The organism is Lapillicoccus sp. (genome assembly GCF_046595215.1).
Lineage (GTDB): Bacteria > Actinomycetota > Actinomycetes > Actinomycetales > Dermatophilaceae > Lapillicoccus.
Genome location: NZ_JBKJPP010000018.1, coordinates 1 through 17,051 on the forward strand (window position 1 = coordinate 1; position 17,051 = coordinate 17,051).

The 17,051-nt window shown below is 71.8% G+C and carries 15 protein-coding genes; 12 read left to right on the forward strand and 3 right to left on the reverse strand.

Annotated elements, in window-relative coordinates:
* Window positions 1–488: C40 family peptidase (locus tag ACLL9L_RS01580; RefSeq protein WP_411282888.1), on the forward strand; the 488-nt coding region annotated here is incomplete at its 5' end.
* 36 nt (window positions 489–524) lie between these two features.
* Here the strand turns inward: ACLL9L_RS01580 and ACLL9L_RS01585 are convergent.
* A complete protein-coding gene (locus ACLL9L_RS01585) occupies window positions 525–1,079 on the reverse strand; it encodes an inorganic diphosphatase (RefSeq protein ID WP_411282889.1) in 555 nt (184 codons plus the stop codon).
* A 77-nt stretch (window positions 1,080–1,156) separates the two neighbouring features.
* Between ACLL9L_RS01585 and dacB the strand changes: the two genes are divergently transcribed.
* The 10 genes from dacB (at window position 1,157) to ACLL9L_RS01635 (ending at window position 12,188) form a co-directional block, all read left to right on the forward strand.
* Window positions 1,157–2,584, forward strand: a complete 1,428-nt coding sequence (gene dacB, locus ACLL9L_RS01590) for a D-alanyl-D-alanine carboxypeptidase/D-alanyl-D-alanine-endopeptidase (protein ID WP_411282890.1) — start codon at window positions 1,157–1,159, stop codon at window positions 2,582–2,584.
* Window positions 2,585–2,679: 95 nt separating this feature from the next.
* Entirely contained in the window at window positions 2,680–3,777 is a 1,098-nt protein-coding gene (locus ACLL9L_RS01595; protein ID WP_411282891.1) for a zinc-dependent metalloprotease, read from the forward strand.
* Window positions 3,774–4,754 carry a tRNA lysidine(34) synthetase TilS gene (gene tilS, locus ACLL9L_RS01600; protein WP_411282892.1) on the forward strand — a complete coding sequence of 327 codons (981 nt, stop codon included), beginning with the start codon at window positions 3,774–3,776 and terminating at the stop codon, window positions 4,752–4,754. The genes ACLL9L_RS01595 and tilS overlap by 4 nt, the downstream gene beginning before the upstream one ends.
* A 61-nt stretch (window positions 4,755–4,815) precedes the next feature.
* Window positions 4,816–5,367: a hypoxanthine phosphoribosyltransferase gene (gene hpt / locus ACLL9L_RS01605; protein WP_411282893.1), complete on the forward strand. Its 552-nt coding sequence runs from the start codon at window positions 4,816–4,818 to the stop codon at window positions 5,365–5,367.
* A gap of 155 nt (window positions 5,368–5,522) precedes the next feature.
* Window positions 5,523–7,631: an ATP-dependent zinc metalloprotease FtsH gene (ftsH, locus tag ACLL9L_RS01610; protein WP_411282894.1), complete on the forward strand. Its 2,109-nt coding sequence runs from the start codon at window positions 5,523–5,525 to the stop codon at window positions 7,629–7,631.
* Window positions 7,632–7,635: 4 nt separating this feature from the next.
* On the forward strand, window positions 7,636–8,208 hold the full coding sequence (gene folE / locus ACLL9L_RS01615) for a GTP cyclohydrolase I FolE (RefSeq protein WP_411282923.1): 573 nt from the start codon (window positions 7,636–7,638) through the stop codon (window positions 8,206–8,208).
* 71 nt (window positions 8,209–8,279) lie between these two features.
* Complete coding sequence (locus ACLL9L_RS01620) at window positions 8,280–9,935, forward strand: phosphatidylglycerol lysyltransferase domain-containing protein (RefSeq protein WP_411282895.1); 1,656 nt, start codon at window positions 8,280–8,282, stop codon at window positions 9,933–9,935.
* Window positions 9,932–10,798 (forward strand): dihydropteroate synthase, encoded by an 867-nt coding sequence (gene folP / locus ACLL9L_RS01625; protein ID WP_411282896.1) that lies wholly within the window; start codon window positions 9,932–9,934, stop codon window positions 10,796–10,798. The genes ACLL9L_RS01620 and folP overlap by 4 nt, the downstream gene beginning before the upstream one ends.
* On the forward strand, window positions 10,795–11,697 hold the full coding sequence (gene folK, locus ACLL9L_RS01630; RefSeq protein ID WP_411282897.1) for a 2-amino-4-hydroxy-6-hydroxymethyldihydropteridine diphosphokinase: 903 nt from the start codon (window positions 10,795–10,797) through the stop codon (window positions 11,695–11,697). Before folP ends, folK begins: the two co-directional genes overlap by 4 nt.
* A complete protein-coding gene (locus ACLL9L_RS01635; protein WP_411282898.1) occupies window positions 11,691–12,188 on the forward strand; it encodes a DUF3180 domain-containing protein in 498 nt (165 codons plus the stop codon). The genes folK and ACLL9L_RS01635 overlap by 7 nt, the downstream gene beginning before the upstream one ends.
* An 8-nt stretch (window positions 12,189–12,196) precedes the next feature.
* On the opposite strand, the gene ACLL9L_RS01640 is transcribed toward ACLL9L_RS01635, so the two are convergent.
* Together ACLL9L_RS01640 and ACLL9L_RS01645 are read right to left on the reverse strand one after the other, a co-directional pair.
* Window positions 12,197–14,113: a hypothetical protein gene (locus ACLL9L_RS01640; protein ID WP_411282899.1), complete on the reverse strand. Its 1,917-nt coding sequence runs from the start codon at window positions 14,111–14,113 to the stop codon at window positions 12,197–12,199.
* A 140-nt stretch (window positions 14,114–14,253) separates the two neighbouring features.
* Window positions 14,254–15,426: an NADH-quinone oxidoreductase subunit D gene (locus ACLL9L_RS01645; protein ID WP_411282900.1), complete on the reverse strand. Its 1,173-nt coding sequence runs from the start codon at window positions 15,424–15,426 to the stop codon at window positions 14,254–14,256.
* Window positions 15,427–15,525: 99 nt separating this feature from the next.
* On the opposite strand from ACLL9L_RS01645, the gene ACLL9L_RS01650 reads away from it, so the two are divergent.
* A complete protein-coding gene (locus ACLL9L_RS01650) occupies window positions 15,526–16,710 on the forward strand; it encodes a cytochrome P450 (RefSeq protein ID WP_411282901.1) in 1,185 nt (394 codons plus the stop codon).
* The last annotated feature ends 341 nt before the right edge of the window (window positions 16,711–17,051 follow it).

A 17,051-nucleotide genomic window follows, 5' to 3' on the forward strand; every position in this document is an offset into this window, starting at 1 on the left:
GTCCCGCCCCGGCACCGGCCCCGCCGCACCCCGCACCGGCCCCCGTCCCCGCACCGCCGCGCCCCGCCCCGCTACCCCCGCGCCCGACGCCGACCCCCCCCGCGCCGACGCCGCCTCCGCCGCCGTCAGGTGGAGTCAGCGCTGTCATCGCCTTCGCGTCCGCCCAGCTCGGCGAGCCCTACGTGTGGGGAGCGCAGGGACCGGACTCGTGGGACTGCTCGGGCCTGACCCTGATGGCCTGGAAGCAGGCCGGCGTCCAGCTCTCGCACTTCACCGGCTCCCAATGGGCCGAGACCCGACGGGTCCCGATCAGCGAGCTCCAGCCGGGCGACCTCGTGTTCTACGGCACCAGCGGCCCGACCAGCCACCACATGGGCCTCTATATCGGCAACGGCCAGATGATCCACGCGCCCAACCCCAGCACGGTGGTGAAGATCTCGTCCATCTACTCGATGTCCGACCTGCTGCCCGATGGCGGTCGGCCCTGACCCCCGGCCCGATGGCCCGGGCGGCCAGTGGTGGGGTCAGAGCTTCCCGGGCATCCGCCAGCGGTCGGTCGTCATCCCGGCGTCAGTGGCCCGCTCCAGGGCCTCTGTGACGCACGTCTCGGCGCCCTCCCTGGCGACCCAGTGGGCGCCCTCGACGGACTTGCCGGGCTCGAGGTCCTTGTAGGTCTCGAAGAAGTGCTGGATCTCGAGCCGGTCGAACTCGTTGATGTGCTCGAGCTCGGTGATGTGCGCCTGTCGGGGGTCGTTGGCCGGCACGCAGAGGATCTTGTCGTCGCCGCCGGCCTCGTCACGCATGTGGAACATGCCGATCGGCCGGGCGAGGACCTGGCAGCCCGGGAACGTCGGCTCGGCGAGGAGCACCAGGGCATCGAGCGGGTCGGTGTCCTCGCCGAGGCTGTCCTCGACGTAGCCGTAGTCGGCGGGGTAGCTCATCGAGGTGAAGAGCAGTCGGTCAAGACGGATGCGACCGGTCTCGTGGTCGACCTCGTACTTGTTGCGAGCGCCCTTCGGGATCTCGATGGTGACGTAGAACTCCACAGCTACCGCCTTGGGGTGACATGACGACACCATGAACGGCTCGTCGGTGATGACCTAGTCTCGGGGCCAAGTGTCCCGCATGATGCCACGCCGACCGACCAGGGGGTTTGATGCGTCGTCTCGCCGTCGCGGTGGGGGTCGTCGCGGCCCTGCTCGGCTACGCCACCCTCGATGTCTACGACCGCGTGCCGGGCATCCTCACCCTCGCGCCGGCGCCCGATCCGGCCCCCGCGACCCCGGCTCCCACCACGTCCCTGCCGCCGGTCGTGCAGCCCTCCCGACCCACACCGGCGGGTATGCCGCTCGCGGCCTCGGGCGCGCAGGCGCCCCTCCCGACCCCCGCAGGGGTGGCGGCGGTGCTCGCCGGGATGCTCGGCGACGCCCGCCTCGGGGCGGCGGTGTCCGTCGTGGTCCGGGACGCGGCGACCGGGGCGCACCTGCTCGACGTCGACGCCGACGCCCCCCGCACGCCGGCGTCGAGCCTGAAGCTCCTGGCCGCCGCCGCGGTCGACGCGACGTTCCCCCCCGGGACGAGACTGACCACCAAGGTCGTGCAGGGGCCCGCGCCGGACCAGGTCGTCCTCGTTGCCGGCGGCGACACCCTGCTCGACCCGGGGCCCGGCGACCCCGCCGCCGTGTCCGGGAGGGCCGGCTTGGGCGACCTCGTCGCCGCCACGGCGACGAGCCTGCGGTCCCGGGGCGTCACCCGGGTCACCGTCTCGCCCGACCTCAGCCACGCGCCCGGGCCCCTCATGGCGCCGACCTGGTCGTCGTCCTTCCAACCGGCCGGGATCACCGGGGCGGTCGCGTCGATCGGCCTCTCGACCCAGCGGGCCACCCCGGGCCACCCCGGGCCGGCCGACCCCGCAGCAGCCGTCCTGTCGACCTTCGCGCGGGCGCTGGGCGCGCAGGGGGTCGCGGCCGTTGTCGGCCCGCCCACCGTGGCGGCCGCCGGTGCCCCGGTCCTGGGCTCGGTGACCTCGGCCCCGGTGGCCGAGCAACTCGCCCTCGCGCTCGCCGACTCGGACAACGCCCTCACCGAGTCCCTGGCCCGGCAGGCAGCCTTCGTCACGGGGACGGCACCCGGGTTCGCCGAGACGGCAGCCTTCGTGCGCTCGACCGTGGCGGGCCTCGGGGTGGACGTCACGGGGGTGGCGATCGTCGACGCCAGCGGGCTCTCCCGTGAGGATGCCGTCCCCGCACGGGTGCTCGCGGACGTCCTGGCGCTCGGGGCCGCCGACGCCGTCCCGGGGATGCGCGAGACGGTCCGCCGGCTGCCGGTCGCCGGTCTCAGCGGGACCCTCTGGGACCGCTTCGCGGCGGCGGGGTCGCGCGGCGCGGCAGGGGTCGTCCGGGCCAAGACGGGGACGCTCACCGGCGTCAGCGCCGTCGCCGGGACCCTCGTGACGCTCGACGGTCGGCTTCTGACGTTCACCGTCCTGGCCAGCGGCATCGCCCCGGGCGCGGGAACGCTGGCGGCCCGGGAGGCGTTGGACCGGTTCGTAGCGACCCTGGCTGGCTGCGGGTGCCGTTCCTGACGCAGAGCAGGACGATGCAGAGCAGGAACAGGGGCACCGGACGATGCCCGCGAGGTCAGTCGTCCGAGGACCACCAGAGGGAAGAAGGCCGGCAGATGGCGGAGTCGACGGATCGGGCCCACGCGGAGACGCCGGGGGGCCCGCCCCCGCAGTACGTCGACTGGGCCTTCGCCAAGGCCACCGGTCGACGACTGGTCAACCCCGGTCCCAGGGTGAGCGGGCACGAGGCGGCGGACATCGTCGGCCGCCTCCGCGAGGTCGCCCTCGCGGCCCGCGAGCCGATCGCCAGGACGTCGCGCCTGAGCAGCCCCGAGGGGGTGGCTCCCGTGTTGATCGTCGACCGCCCGGGGTGGATCGACGCCAACGTCGACTCGATGCAGTCGCTCATGGCCCCCGTGATCGAGAAGATCACCTCCGGAGCCAAAACCACCCCGAACTCGACGGCCACCGCGATCGGCGGCAAGGTCACCGGGGCCGAGGCAGGGGCCCTGATGTCCTTTCTCGCGAGCAAGATCCTCGGTCAGTACGACCTCGCCCCACAGGGGACGCCGCGACTGCTGCTCGTGGCCCCCAACATCGTCGCGACCGAGCGGGAACTCGACGTCGACCCCCACGACTTCCGGCTCTGGGTGGCCATGCACGAGGAGACCCACCGGGTGCAGTTCACCGCCGTGCCGTGGCTGCGCGACCACCTCGTCGCGCGGACCCGCGAGCTGGGCACCGATCTCGCGCCGACCGGCTCCGAGCTCGCCTCCCGGATGCAGGAGATCGCCCGCCGACTGCCCGAGGCGTTCCAGCCGGGCAGCCAGGGTCTCAGCGAGGTGTTCCTCACCCCGGAGCAGAAGGAGAAGGTCGCCCAGATCACGGCGGTCATGTCGCTGCTCGAGGGCCACGCCGACGTGATGATGGACGACGTCGGTCCCCAGGTCATCCCCTCCGTCGCCGAGATCCGGGCGAAGTTCCAGACCAAGCGGGCCGGCGCCGGCAGCCTCGACCGCTTCATCCGCCGAGTCCTCGGGCTCGAGGCCAAGATGCGTCAGTACAAGGACGGTGCCGTCTTCGTGCGCGGCGTCGTCGACCGGGTCGGGCTCGACGACTTCAACGCCGTGTGGACCTCCCCCGAGACGCTGCCCACGCCGGACGAGATCGCCCGACCAGCCGCCTGGATCGAACGCGTGCACGGCCGGTCATGACCGGTCCCCGGCCGGCGGTGGCGGCGACGAGGCTCGCCGTGCGGGCCGAGCTGGCCCTGCTGCCGCAGGGCTGTACCGTCCTGGTCGGGTGCAGCGGCGGGCCCGACTCACTGGCCCTCGCGGGCGCCGTCGGGTTCGAGGCGCCCCGGCTCGGGATCGCGGCCGCCGGCCTCGTCGTCGACCACCGCCTCCAGGAGGGCTCCGCCGCGGTCGCCGACCGCGCGGCCGAGCAGTGCCGTGAGCTCGGCCTCGACCCCGTCGAGGTCCGGGCCGTCCGGGTCGAGCGGGCCGGCCAGGGACCAGAGAGCGCCGCGCGCTCGGCCCGCTACGCAGCCCTCGAGGACGCCGCCGAGCGCCTCGGTGCGGCCGCCGTGCTCATCGGCCACACCCGCGACGACCAGGCCGAACAGGTGCTCCTCGGCCTGGCCCGAGGGTCCGGCTCCCGCTCCCTCTCCGGTATGCCGCGCCGGCGCGGGCTCTTCGTCCGTCCCTTCATCGACGTGACGCGGGCCGAGACACACGCCGCATGCACGGCATACGGGATCGAGCCCTGGCGTGACCCCCACAACGAGGACGTGACCTTTACCCGGGTGCGCGCCCGCTCGTTCCTCGGGACCCTCGAGGACGAGCTCGGCCCCGGCATCTCCGGCGCGCTCGCCCGCAGTGCGGAGATGCTGCGCGAGGACGCGGACTACCTCGAGGACGCGGCGCGCGCGATCCGACCGCAGCTGGGACAGGGTCCGTGGTCGGCCCGGGCCATGACCGACCTGCCGCGGGCGCTGCGCACCCGCGTCTGGCGCCTGCTTGCCGTCGAGGCCGGCTCGGGGGCCGGGCAGCTCTCCGCAGCCCACGTCGAGTCCCTCGACGCGCTCCTCACGTCGTGGCACGGGCAGGGACCGCTCAACCTGCCCGGGCACGTCCTGGCCCGCCGCTCGGGGGACCAGGTCACCCTCGAGCGCGTCCGTCCGCTTGAATAGGCGCACTGCCCGGGGCGTCCGCCAACGCCCCCACCCGCAGGACCCGACAGAGGAGATCGCCGTGGATGCCGCCGACATGGGGGGCGACCTCGAGAAGGTCCTTCTCACCGAGGACCAGATCCTGGCCAAGCTCGACGAGCTCGGCCAGCAGATCTGGACGGACTACGAGGGCAAGGACCTGCTCCTCGTCGGTGTCCTCAAGGGGGCCGTCATGGTCATGGCCGACCTGATGCGGGCGCTTCCCGGCACGGCCCCCATGGACTGGATGGCGGTCTCCTCCTACGGCTCGGGCACGAAGTCGTCGGGCGTCGTGCGGATCATCAAGGACCTCGACGTCGACATCACCGGCCGCCACGTCCTGATCGTCGAGGACATCATCGACTCCGGGCTGACGCTCTCGTGGATCCGGGCCAACCTCGAGTCGCGCCGCCCGGCGTCGGTCGAGATCTGCGCGCTGCTGCGCAAGCCCGAGGTCGCCAAGGTCGAGATCGACGTGAAATACGTCGGCTTCGACATCCCCAACGAGTTCGTCGTGGGTTACGGACTCGACTACGACGAGCGCTATCGCAACCTGCGCTGCGTCGGCACCCTGTCCCCCGGCGTCTACGCCTGAGAGGCCACCAGGCAGGGCCCGAGGGGCCCCCGGGCAGGCTGATCAGGAACACCCGACCGATGCCGGTCGTTCACCTGCGAGAATAGGAGCGTCGACCCCACCGGTCGCGGTCAAACCCATCGAGCAGGAGGGTCGGGGCAGCGCCCCGAACGTACATGGACTTCAAGCGCATCCTTCGCACCCCGATGGTGTGGATCATCGTCCTCATCGGGGCCACGATCCTCGCCCTCTCGCTGTCGGACAGCGGCGGCTTCACCCGGATCGACACCTCCAAGGCCCTCGAGCTGATCAAGACCGGCAAGGTGGACTCGGCCACGCTGCTGAACAACGAGCAGATCCAGCTGACGCTGAAGCCGGGGCAGACCTACTCCGACGGCGACAAGGTCAAGGACGCCACGAAGGTCTACGCCTACTACGTGACGGCCCGCGGCACCGACGTCGTCGCGGCGCTCGACCAGACCGTCCCGCCGAAGAACTACACCGACCAGATCGACCAACCCAGCTGGTTCAGCTCGATCCTCTTCAGCATCCTGCCGATCATCCTCGTCCTCGGACTGTTCTGGTTCCTGATGGGCCAGATGCAGGGCGGCGGCTCGCGGGTGATGCAGTTCGGCAAGTCCAAGGCCAAGCTCGCGACCAAGGACACGCCCAAGGTCACTTTCGCGGACGTGGCGGGCTGTGACGAGGCCGTCGAGGAGCTGCACGAGATCAAGGAGTTCCTCCAGGAGCCGGCCAAGTTCCTGGCCGTCGGCGCCAAGATCCCCAAGGGCGTCCTGCTCTACGGCCAGCCGGGCACCGGCAAGACCCTTCTGGCCCGGGCCGTCGCCGGCGAGGCCGGGGTTCCGTTCTACTCCATCTCCGGCTCGGACTTCGTCGAGATGTTCGTCGGGGTCGGTGCGTCCCGGGTCCGCGACCTGTTCGAGCAGGCCAAGGCCAACGCCCCGGCCATCATCTTCGTCGACGAGATCGACGCCGTCGGGCGCCACCGCGGCGCCGGCCTCGGCGGGGGCCACGACGAGCGCGAGCAGACGCTCAACCAGCTGCTCGTCGAGATGGACGGCTTCGACGTCAAGACCAACGTCATCCTGATCGCCGCAACCAACCGGCCCGACATCCTCGACCCCGCGCTCCTGCGTCCGGGCCGGTTCGACCGACAGATCGCCGTCGAGGCGCCCGACATGCTCGGTCGCCACCGCATCCTGCAGGTCCACTCGCAGGGCAAGCCGATGGCGGCCGACGTCGACCTGCTGGCCGTCGCGCGCCGCACGCCCGGCTTCACAGGCGCCGACCTCGCCAACGTCCTCAACGAGGCCGCCCTGCTGACGGCCCGCACCAACCAGAAGATGATCGACGACCTCGCCCTCGACGAGGCCATCGACCGGGTCATCGCCGGGCCGCAGAAGAAGACCCGGATCATGTCGGCGCACGAGCGCAAGATGACTGCCTACCACGAGGGCGGCCACGCCCTGGTCGCCGCGTCGATGAACCACACGGACCCGGTCACCAAGGTGACGATCCTGCCGCGCGGCCGGGCCCTCGGCTACACGATGGTCATGCCCCGCGACGACAAGTACTCCACGACACGCAACGAGATCCTCGACCAGCTCGCCTACGCCCTCGGCGGACGCGTCGCGGAGGAGATGGTCTTCCACGACCCGACCACGGGCGCCGCGAACGACATCGAGAAGGCCACCGCGATGGCCCGCAAGATGGTCACCGAGTGGGGCATGTCCGAGCGGGTCGGCGCGATCAAGCTGGGCCAGTCCAGCGGCGAGGTCTTCCTCGGTCGCGACATGGGCCACCAGCGCGACTACAGCGAGGAGATCGCCGGGATCGTCGACGAGGAGGTGCGCAAGCTGATCGAGGGCGCCCACGACGAGGCCTGGCACGTCATCAACGACAACCGCGACGTCCTGGACAAGCTCGTGCTGGAGCTCCTGGAGAAGGAGACCCTCAACACTGCCGAGCTGGCGAAGATCTTCGAGGAGACGGTGAAGCGTCCGGTGCGTCCCACCTGGCTCTCGAGCGAGGCCCGGCTGCTCAGTGACCGACCGCCGGTGCAGACGCCTGCCGAACGGGCCGCGATGTCCAACGGCAACGGCCAGGCGCGTGGACCGCAGGACGCCAGCGGCAACCCCGAACTCGGCCGCAAGATCGACGATGCCGCCAACGTCGGGGCCCACCCGCTGGCCGAGGAGGAGTCCACGACCCAGGTCGTCGAGGTGCCCGATGGTGGGCGTGTCGACCCGACCGCGGGCCACTGACGGGATGGCCGTCGACCACGACCGGGCGGCCGCAGCCGTCCGTGAACTGCTGCTCGCGGTCGGGGAGGACCCCGATCGCGAGGGGCTGCGTGAGACACCCGCCCGGGTGGCCCGGGCCTATGCCGAGGTCTTCGCCGGCCTCGACCTCACGCCCGACCAGGTGCTCGGCAGGACCTTCGACATCGCGCACGACGAGATGATCATCGTGCGCGACATCGAGGTCTACAGCACCTGTGAGCACCACCTCGCGCCGTTCCACGGCGTCGCCCACGTCGGATACATCCCCGGCAGGGACGGCAAGGTCACCGGCCTGTCCAAGATCGCCCGGCTCGTCGACCTCTACGCCCGACGACCACAGGTCCAGGAGCGGCTGACGACCCAGATCGCCGACGCCCTCGTGGACCACCTCGGTGTGCAGGGCGCCATCGTCGTCATCGAGTGCGAGCATCTCTGCATGTCGATGCGCGGCGTGCACAAGCCCGGCTCCCGCACGATCACCTCGGCCGTCCGCGGCCAGCTCCGTGACCCCGCGACCCGAGCCGAAGCGATGTCGCTGCTGCTCGGGGGCAAGCGGTGACCGGACGCGCCACCCCCGCTGCCGCCCCCGTCACTCCCCCTCCAGTGAAACCCGGGCCCCACCGACCGTGGGTGCCGCGGGTCGTCGGTGCGGTGGCCTACGCCATCGGGCTGCTCGACATCGTCACCGGGCTCCGGCAGACCCTGCGGGTGCGGCTGCGCTTCACGGACGTCGTGCCGGGCTTCGTGGGGGACGCCGCGTCGGCGGCGACCGTCGTCACCGGCGTCCTGCTCATCCTGATCGCCCACGGGCTCAAGCGCCGCAAGGTGCGCGCCTGGCGGGCGACGCTGGCCCTGCTCGGCATCACCGTCGTCCTCCAGGCCCTGCGGGGGCACTGGACGGCCCTCGCGGTCGCGCTCGTCGTCCTCGCGGTGCTCGTCGGGCTCCGACAGGAGTTCCGCGCCCTCGGCGACCCCCGCACCCGCTGGCGCTCATTGACGGTCTTCCTCGGCCTGTTCGTCACGAGCTCGGTCATCGGGGTCGTCACGCTGGCGGTCGACCGCCGCGAGATCGTCGGCGGCTGGCCGGGGGTGTGGCCGGTGCTCCAGCACGTCTGGTGGGGTCTGATCGGCTCCAGCGGCGACCTGCAGCTGCGCAACGACCGCTTCGACGACATCCTCTCGGCCCTGCTGCTGGGTCTTGGATTGATGACCGGGCTGGTCAGCCTCTACCTCCTGCTGCGCGCGCCCGAGCCGCTGCCCGAGCTCACCGAGGTCGACGAGAGCCGGGTGCGTGAGCTGCTCGCCGGCTCGTCGGACTCGCTGGGCTACTTCAACCTGCGCCGCGACAAGAGCCTCGTCTGGTCCGACTCGCGCAAGGCCGCCGTCGCCTATCGGGTCGTCGGCGGCGTGATGCTCGCCAGCGGGGACCCGATCGGCGATCCCGAGGCCTGGCCCGGCGCGATGTCGAACTTCCTCGCCACGGCGGCCGACCACGCGTGGACGCCCGCCGTCCTGGGCTGCACCGAGCGCGCGGGACTCGCGTGGACCAGGCTCGCCGACTTCTCGGCGATGGAGCTCGGCGACGAGGCGATCCTCGCGGTCGCGGACTTCTCCCTCCAGGGCCGCCCCATGCGCAACGTCCGCCAGATGGTCGGTCGCATCCGGCGGGCGGGCTACGACACCCGGGTGTGCCGGGTGGCCGACCTCTCCGCCGACGAGCGCAGGCTCGTCCTCGCGGACGCGGCGACCTGGCGCAGCAGCGAGACCGAGCGCGGCTTCTCGATGGCGCTGGGACGCACGGCCGACCCCCTCGACCCGGACGCCGTCCTCGTCACCGCGCGCCAGGACGGACGGGTCCGGGGCCTGCTGCAGTTCGTGCCCTGGGGCAAGGACGGGATGTCGCTCGACCTGATGCGACGTGACTCGGCAGCGGAGCCCGGGATCAACGAGCTGCTCATCAGCGCCGCCATGGAGGCGGCCCCCGCACTGGGAGTCCACCGGGTCTCGCTCAACTTCGCCGTCTTCCGGGCTGTCCTCGAGCGTGGCGAGAAGCTCGGCGCCGGGCCCCTGCTGCGGGCCTGGCGCACGGCCCTGATCTTTGCCTCGCGATGGTTCCAGATCGAGAGCCTCTACCGCTTCAACGCCAAGTTCCAGCCCGAGTGGCAGCCCCGCTACCTCATCTACCCCGGCCCGGCGGACCTGCCCCGGGTGGGCGTGGCTGCCCTCGAGGCCGAGGCGTTCATCGTCTGGCCGACCCTGCGGCGACTACGGGGGGTGCGAGCATGAGCAGCGCACCCGCGTCCCGCCGCCCCGGCGGGGCCCTGCCCCGGCCCGAGGGGCGGCCCGTGGTGATGGGGGTCGTCAACGTCACGCCGGACTCCTTCAGTGACGGGGGCGAGTGGTTCGAGCCCGCGGACGCCGTCGAACACGGCCGTCTGCTGATGGCCCAGGGCGCCGACATCATTGACGTGGGTGGGGAGTCGACCCGACCCGGCGCCGAACGGCCCTCGGTGCAGGAGGAGCTGCGCCGGGTGCTCCCCCTGATCGAGCTCATCGCCACCGAGGGCGCCACCGTCTCCGTCGACACGATGCGGGCGGTGGTCGCCGAGCGGGCGCTCGCGGCCGGGGCCAGCATCGTCAACGACGTCAGCGGCGGCCTGGCGGACCCCGACATGGTGCCCCTCGTCGCGGGCGCCGGTGTGCCCTTCATCGCGATGCACTGGCGCGGTCACAGCACCGACATGCAGACCCGCGCGGTCTACGACGACGTCGTCGCCGAGGTCTGCGCCGAGCTCACCGAACGACGCGACGTGCTGCTCGCCGCCGGCATCGACGGGGCGGACCTCGTGCTCGACCCCGGCCTGGGGTTCGCCAAGCTCCCCCACCACAACTGGGCCGTCCTGGCCCGGCTCGACGCACTCCTGCTCCTCGGCCAGCCGGTGCTCGTCGGGGCATCGCGCAAGACCTTCCTCGGCCGCCTGGGGGTGCCTGCGGACGCGCCCCCTCGGCCCCCTGCCGAGCGCGACGCGGCCACCGCGGCGACCAGCGTCCTCGCCGCACTCGCCGGGGTCTGGGGTGTGCGGGTCCACGACGTCCCGTCGACCCGTGACGCGCTCGCCGTCGTCTGCGCCGTCCGCGAGCAGTCATGAGCGCGAGCCGTGACCGGATCGTCCTCGAGGGGGTCGAGGCCGTCGGGCACCACGGCGTCCTGGCCTTCGAGAAGGTTGACGGCCAGCCCTTCATCGTCGACGTCGTGCTCGAGCTCGACCTGTCCCGGGCCGGACGGACCGACGCGCTTGGCGACACGGTGTCCTACGCCGAGGTGGCCGGCGACGTGGTCGCCCGGATCACCGGACCGTCGTTCGACCTCGTCGAGCGCCTCGCCGAGGTGATCGCCGCCGACGCCCTCGCCCGGCCGCTCGTCGACGCGGTCGAGGTGACGGTCCACAAGCCCCAGGCGCCGGTGGGCCACCCCTTCACGGACGTCCGGGTCTCGATCCGCCGCGAGCGGGGGGTCCCGGTGGTCATCGCCCTGGGGGCCAACCTCGGCGATGCCGGCGGCGTCCTCGCGCAGGCGGTCGCCGACGTCGCCGCCCTGCCAGGTGTCCGTGTGCGTGCGGTGTCCCCGCTCGTCGAGACCGACCCCGTCGGGGGGCCCGACCAGCTGGCCTATCTCAACGCCGTCCTCGCAGCAGACGTGACGGTGGGCCCTGACGAGCTGCTCCGGGCGCTCCACGGGGTCGAGGCCCGTCACGGCCGGACCCGCGAGATCCGTTGGGGGGCGCGGACGCTCGACCTCGACCTGCTCCAATACGGGGATCCCTCGACCGCCCGTGAGGTGATCATCGACGAGCCGGCACTGACCCTGCCCCACCCCCGAGCCCACGAGCGGGCATTCGTGCTCGTGCCGTGGTCACGGCTGGCTCCCGAGGCGCTCCTGCGCACCGGCCCGACCGTTGACGCGCCGATCCGTCGCGTCGTCGACGTGCTGGGCGAGCTCGATGCGTCCGGAGTCCGGACCGGACCGGAGTGGAACCCGACATGGTGAGACAGACCCACGGCGTGCGACTGCGGCTCCTGGCGGGGGTCGCCGTGGTCCTCGGCGCCCTCTCGTGGATCGCCCTCAAGCTCTGGACCAACGCCGGGCACCTGCTGCCCCAGGCCAACTGGGCCGGTCTGCCGCTGCTGGTGGCCTTCGCGGTGGGCCTCTACCTCGTCGGGCGACCGGTCAAGAGGCTGGTCGCCGGGGAGGCCACCACGCGGGTGGACCCCTTGTATGCCGCCCGGGTCCTCGTGCTCGCTCAGGCCGCCGCCCTGTCCGGTGCGGCCGTGCTGGGCTGGTACGTCGCGCAGATCCTGCTGCTGCTGCCGGACTCGGACATCCCCTCGCAGCAGGGCCGGATGATCGAGCTCGGCGTGCTGGGCCTCGGGGCGATTCTCCTGTCTGCCGCGGGGCTGCTCGTGCAGCGGATGTGCCGGATCGATGACGACAGCGACCGGCGCGACGACGAGGACGAGCCGGCGCCACACCACCACTGAGCCCGGGGTCACTGGCGGGGCGCGAACCGGAGGTTGGGTCTGGGACGTGGGACGGTCCCGGCGGACGAGGGGTGACCTTGGGCGCCCCAGGTCCCGGCGACGGACATCAGGGCTGCTGTGGCTGCCGCGTCAGCGGCGATCGCGCTGGGTCCGCCGATCTGGTGCTGCGTCGCGGTGGGGCCATAGCTGGCGATGAAGGCGTGGAATCCGTTCTTGTACTTGCCGTTCAGGTTGGTGAGCATCTCGTCGGTGCCTGACATGGCCACCCGGTAGCGGATCCACTGGTGAAGGTGGAGGTCGAAGTCCTGGAACGTGCGTGCTGCTTCGGCGCCTCGGTCTGCGAGTGCGGTGATGGTCGGCGCGGCCATCTTCAGATTCATGCCGCCCTCGCCGGGTCGCTGGCGGACGGTGACGATCCGGTCGCGGTAGCCGGGCATGGTGATCTGGGTGTTGTCGACCCAGTCCTGCATCGTGTTGAGGATGGAGTGTCCGAAGGCGAGCATGCCGGGCAAGGGTGTGGCCTCGGGTGGGCCGCCGCCGCCTTGCTTCTGCGGCTTGTGGACCAGCTCGTCCGGGTAGTCGGGGTCGACCGGGCTGAGGTTGATGCCGAAGGTGGGGCGTCCGGGGAAGGCAGAGTCGAAGAAGTGCATGGGGAAGTTGCTGGAGATGCCGCCGTCGGAGAACCACACGGGGATCAGGGCACGCGCTGCGGGTGTGCGGGCCCAGTCGACGCTGAAGAACGGGACGGCGCTGATGAGCCCGGGGAAACTGAGCGAGAGACGCACAGCGACCACGACGGGGATGTCCCAGGGGTCGGGGAGAGGCTGGACCTGGACGTCGTGAGTGGGGCACCGCATGCGGATGCGCTGTTCGACGCCGTCGACGGTGTGCGGTTCGCTGCCGTCGACAGCGTTCGGTGGGTCGGTGGCGGGGTCGCTGCTGGCAACCATGTGAGCGACGACCGGGTCAGGGAAGTACTCGCGCAGGTGTTCGGGGCAGAAGGAGAACGTCTCGTCGGCGAAGGGAAAGCGGTAGGGGCGTTGGAAGGTCAGGTTGGTGGTCATCACGACGAGGTCCACCTCCCGCGCGGCGGCGGCGGCAGCGCGCTCCGCCGGATCGACCGGGGCCTCGATCCGATCGCGCCCGGTGACCGAGGCCTGCAGTGCGACTGCTTCCGGGCCCCACAGGTCGCCGAAGGTCAGCGGCGGGTCGCCGGGCCTGAGCCCGGCCAGGGCGTCGAAGGTCCCGGCCATCCAGTCGGTGAGCGGGGCGGTGTTCGCGACGGGGTCGATCTGGTGGCCGTTGCACAGGCCGAATCCGTTCGCCGTCATGGCGACGAGGGTGTTCCTGGCGAAGACGAACCCAGCGGCGGCGAGAGCGATGGCCACGGCTGCAGGAACCCAGAGGAGCGCGGGGACGGCCCAGCCCAGCCAGGACAGGTCGCCTGGGCCCGCAGTGAGGCCGATCGCCGCGAAGGGGATCGCGAGCAGGGCCGACAACACCATCGTGAAGGTCACCGGTGCGCCCGCCGCGACGGTGGTCAGGGTGCTCGTCAGCTTGCGGGCCGGGCTCTGGTCGGGTTCGAGCCACCGGGCGAGGATCGAGAAGGGCCGCCTCGTCGCGGGCCCCGGCTGGAAGAGGCCGGCGAGGGTGGTCCCGAGCTCACCCGGCAGGGCGGCCAGGCGCACGAAGCCGCCCGTCTGCCGGCCGTGTTCCGCGGCGGCCACGGCGGCGGCGGCGATGGCTCCAGCAGACGCCCCACCGACGGATCGGAAGCGGTGGGTGACCGCCAGGGTGCACGCGGCCCTCGGGTAGACGATCCCGGAACTGATGCCGCCCTTCATGATCAGGTCGCACTCGCGGTCCGGCTGCGCAGGATAGGTCGCCGCCGTCGTCAGGTCCGGTAGAGCGTCCGACAGGGCCATGGCCGCCTCCCGAGTGAGTGTGCTGGCGCCGCCTCGACATCGAGCACCGCCGTTCCCCCGAGCCCACGATAGCCATCAGCCCGGAGCGCGTCAGGGGATCCGGGTCGACGCTTCCCGGGTCGGGGTCGGGGGTCGCGCGCTCACTTGTCGACGTCCCCGACGACGAAGAACATCGACCCGAGGATGGCCACCATGTCAGCGATGACCTGGCCCGGCAGCACCTGCGTCAGGACCGAGACGTTGTTGAACGAGGCCGACCGCAGCTTGAGCCGCCACGGGGTCTTCTCCCCCCGGGAGACGAGGTAGTAGCCGTTGAGGCCCAGGGGGTTCTCGGTCGCGGTGTAGAGGTGGCCCTCGGGGACCTTGAGCACCTTGGGGAGCTTGACGTTGATCGGGCCCCGGGGGAGGGCGCGCAACCGCTCGAGGCAGGCCCGGGCGAGGTCGAGGCTGACGTCGGTCTGCTCAAGCAGGACCTCGAGCCGCGCGAGGCAGTCGCCCTCGGTGCGGGTGACGACCCGACCCGGCCCGCCGTCGGCGAAGAGCTCGCCGTAGGCGAGGTAGGGCGCGTCTCGGCGCAGGTCGACGTCGACCCCGCTGGCCCGCGCGATGGGCCCGGAGACGCCGTAGGCGTGGACGAGGTCGGGGCTGAGGACGCCGACACCACGAGTGCGCGCGTTGAGGATCTCGTTGCCCACCAACATGTTCCGTAGGTCTGGTAGCCGCGCCCGGACGGCGTTGATCGCGTGGTCCACCCGCCCGAGCCACCCGGCCGGCAGGTCCTCCTTGAGGCCGCCGACGCGGTTGAACATGTAGTGCATCCGGCCGCCAGAGGCCTCCTCCATGACGGCCTGGAGCTCCTCCCGCTCGCGGAAGGAGTAGAAGATCGGGGTGATCGCCCCGAGCTCGAGGGGGTAGGAGCCAAGGAACATGAGGTGGTTGAGCACCCGGTTGAGCTCGGCCAGCAGGGTGCGGGCCCACACCGCGCGCTCCGGGACCTCCATGCCCAGCAGCTGCTCCACCCCCAGGACCACCCCGAGCTCGTTGGCGAAGGCGGACAGCCAGTCGTGGCGGTTGGCGAGCACGATGATCTGACGGTAGTCGCGCACCTCGAAGAGCTTCTCGGCGCCGCGGTGCATGTAGCCGACGATCGGCTCGGCCGAGACGATCCGCTCGCCGTCCAGGACGATCCGCAGCCGGAGCACGCCATGCGTCGCGGGGTGCTGGGGGCCGATGTTGAGGACCATGTCACTCGTGGCCAGGCCGCCGGCCCCGACCCCGACGGTCAGCTCGCGCTGGCCGGGTGTCGTCGTCATGGTGGCCAGTCTGCCGTATGCCGTGGGGCGGCCGGCAGGATCCGTCCCGCCGTGAGGATCGCTCCAGTTGGCACGCTCGTCCGGCTGTAGCGTGCTCGGGTGAGCCCTCTCGATGCCGCCACGGTGCTCGACCTGCGCGACCCCGCCGTCGTCGCCGATCCCTACCCCCACCTGGCTGCCCTTCGTGCAGCCGCACCCGTGGCCCACCACAGCGGTCTGGGGACCTGGGTCGCGACCAGCCACGCGGCCTGCAGCCAGGTCCTGCGCGAGCGCTCGCTGGGGCGGATCTTCGCGCCTCGCGTCCCCGACGCCGACTGGGAGACCTTCAACTGGCTGCACGCGGACTCGATCCTCGACAGCGAGCCCCCCAAGCACTCCCGGCTTCGTCGACTCGTGCAGCGGGCCTTCACCCGGGGGCACGTCGCCCGCCTGCAGCCGCGGATCGCCGAGCTCGCCGACGGCCTCCTCGACGGGTGCGTCGAGCGGCTCGACGCCATGGGGAGCTTCGACGTCCTGGCGGACTACGCCGAGCCGCTGCCGGTGCTGGTCATCGCCGAGCTCCTCGGGTGGCCGGAGGCGGACCAGCACCTGCTGCGACCGTGGTCGCAGGACATTGTGCGGATGTACGAGGTCAACCAGACCCCGGCCGACGAGACGGCGGCAAGGCGCGCGTGCGGCGAGTTCGCGGCATACGTCGAGGGTCTTGCGGCCGAGAGGGCCTCCCACCCCGGTGCCGACCTGCTCAGCGACCTCGTCGCCGTGCGGGACGACGGCGACCGGCTCTCCAGCCATGAGCTCGTGGCCACGGTCGTCCTGCTCCTCAACGCCGGGCACGAAGCCAGTGTCAACGGGTTCGGCAACGGCCTGGCCTCCTACCTCACGTCGGGCCGGACCGCCGCCGAGCCCGCCCTGCTCGTCGAGGAGATGCTGCGCCACGACTCGCCGCTGCACCTCTTCGAGCGCACGGCGACCAGCGACGTCGTCATCGGCGACGTCACCGTGCGGGCAGGGCAGCGGATCTCAGCCCTCCTCGGGGCGGCGAACCGCGACCCCGCGGTCTTCGACGCCCCCGACGAGTTCCGGTCGGACCGCGACCCCAACCCGCACCTCGCCTTCGGTGCGGGCATCCACTTCTGCATCGGGGCGCCACTTGCCCGGCTCGAGCTGCAGACGAGCGTCGACGCCCTGCTGCGGCGCTTCGGGCGGCTCGAGGTCGTCGACGCCGTCCGTCGCCCGACCTTCGTCCTGCGCGGTTACGAACGACTCCTCGTCGCCCCGGCCTGAGTGGGCAACAGCCGCGCGGTCGCCGCCGGAGACCAAACGCCCGTTGCCCGGTATGGCCGTTCCCGACTCCAGCAGTGCCTCGAGGCGTCCGAAGGTGCCATCGAGGTTCCGCAGGGTGCTCGTGATCGTCATCCGATGGGCTCCGGGATGTCAGCTGCGCGCTGATCACGCTGTCGTCCCACTGGGGGCCGGTTGCGCGCGTCGGCAACGTGGGCGAACACCTCGGTCGATGGGTCGGTGAATGAGGATCTCGATGGTGCTGGTGAACACGCGTCCTCCGTGGATGGACAAAGGGCTCACCCCCGGGGCTGAGTATGCACGGTGCCTCGCGCGCCGTTGAT

Excerpts from the sequence above, each read along its gene's own strand:
- ACLL9L_RS01585 (WP_411282889.1), bottom strand. The coding sequence starts at position 1,079 with ATGGTGTCGTCATGTCACCCCAAGGCGGTAGCTGTGGAGTTCTACGTC.
- dacB (WP_411282890.1), top strand. The coding sequence starts at position 1,157 with ATGCGTCGTCTCGCCGTCGCGGTGGGGGTCGTCGCGGCCCTGCTCGGC.
- ACLL9L_RS01595 (WP_411282891.1), top strand. The coding sequence starts at position 2,680 with ATGGCGGAGTCGACGGATCGGGCCCACGCGGAGACGCCGGGGGGCCCG.
- tilS (WP_411282892.1), top strand. The coding sequence starts at position 3,774 with ATGACCGGTCCCCGGCCGGCGGTGGCGGCGACGAGGCTCGCCGTGCGG.
- ftsH (WP_411282894.1), top strand. The coding sequence starts at position 5,523 with ATGGACTTCAAGCGCATCCTTCGCACCCCGATGGTGTGGATCATCGTC.
- folE (WP_411282923.1), top strand. The coding sequence starts at position 7,636 with ATGGCCGTCGACCACGACCGGGCGGCCGCAGCCGTCCGTGAACTGCTG.
- folP (WP_411282896.1), top strand. The coding sequence starts at position 9,932 with ATGAGCAGCGCACCCGCGTCCCGCCGCCCCGGCGGGGCCCTGCCCCGG.
- folK (WP_411282897.1), top strand. The coding sequence starts at position 10,795 with ATGAGCGCGAGCCGTGACCGGATCGTCCTCGAGGGGGTCGAGGCCGTC.
- ACLL9L_RS01635 (WP_411282898.1), top strand. The coding sequence starts at position 11,691 with ATGGTGAGACAGACCCACGGCGTGCGACTGCGGCTCCTGGCGGGGGTC.
- ACLL9L_RS01640 (WP_411282899.1), bottom strand. The coding sequence starts at position 14,113 with ATGGCCCTGTCGGACGCTCTACCGGACCTGACGACGGCGGCGACCTAT.
- ACLL9L_RS01645 (WP_411282900.1), bottom strand. The coding sequence starts at position 15,426 with ATGACGACGACACCCGGCCAGCGCGAGCTGACCGTCGGGGTCGGGGCC.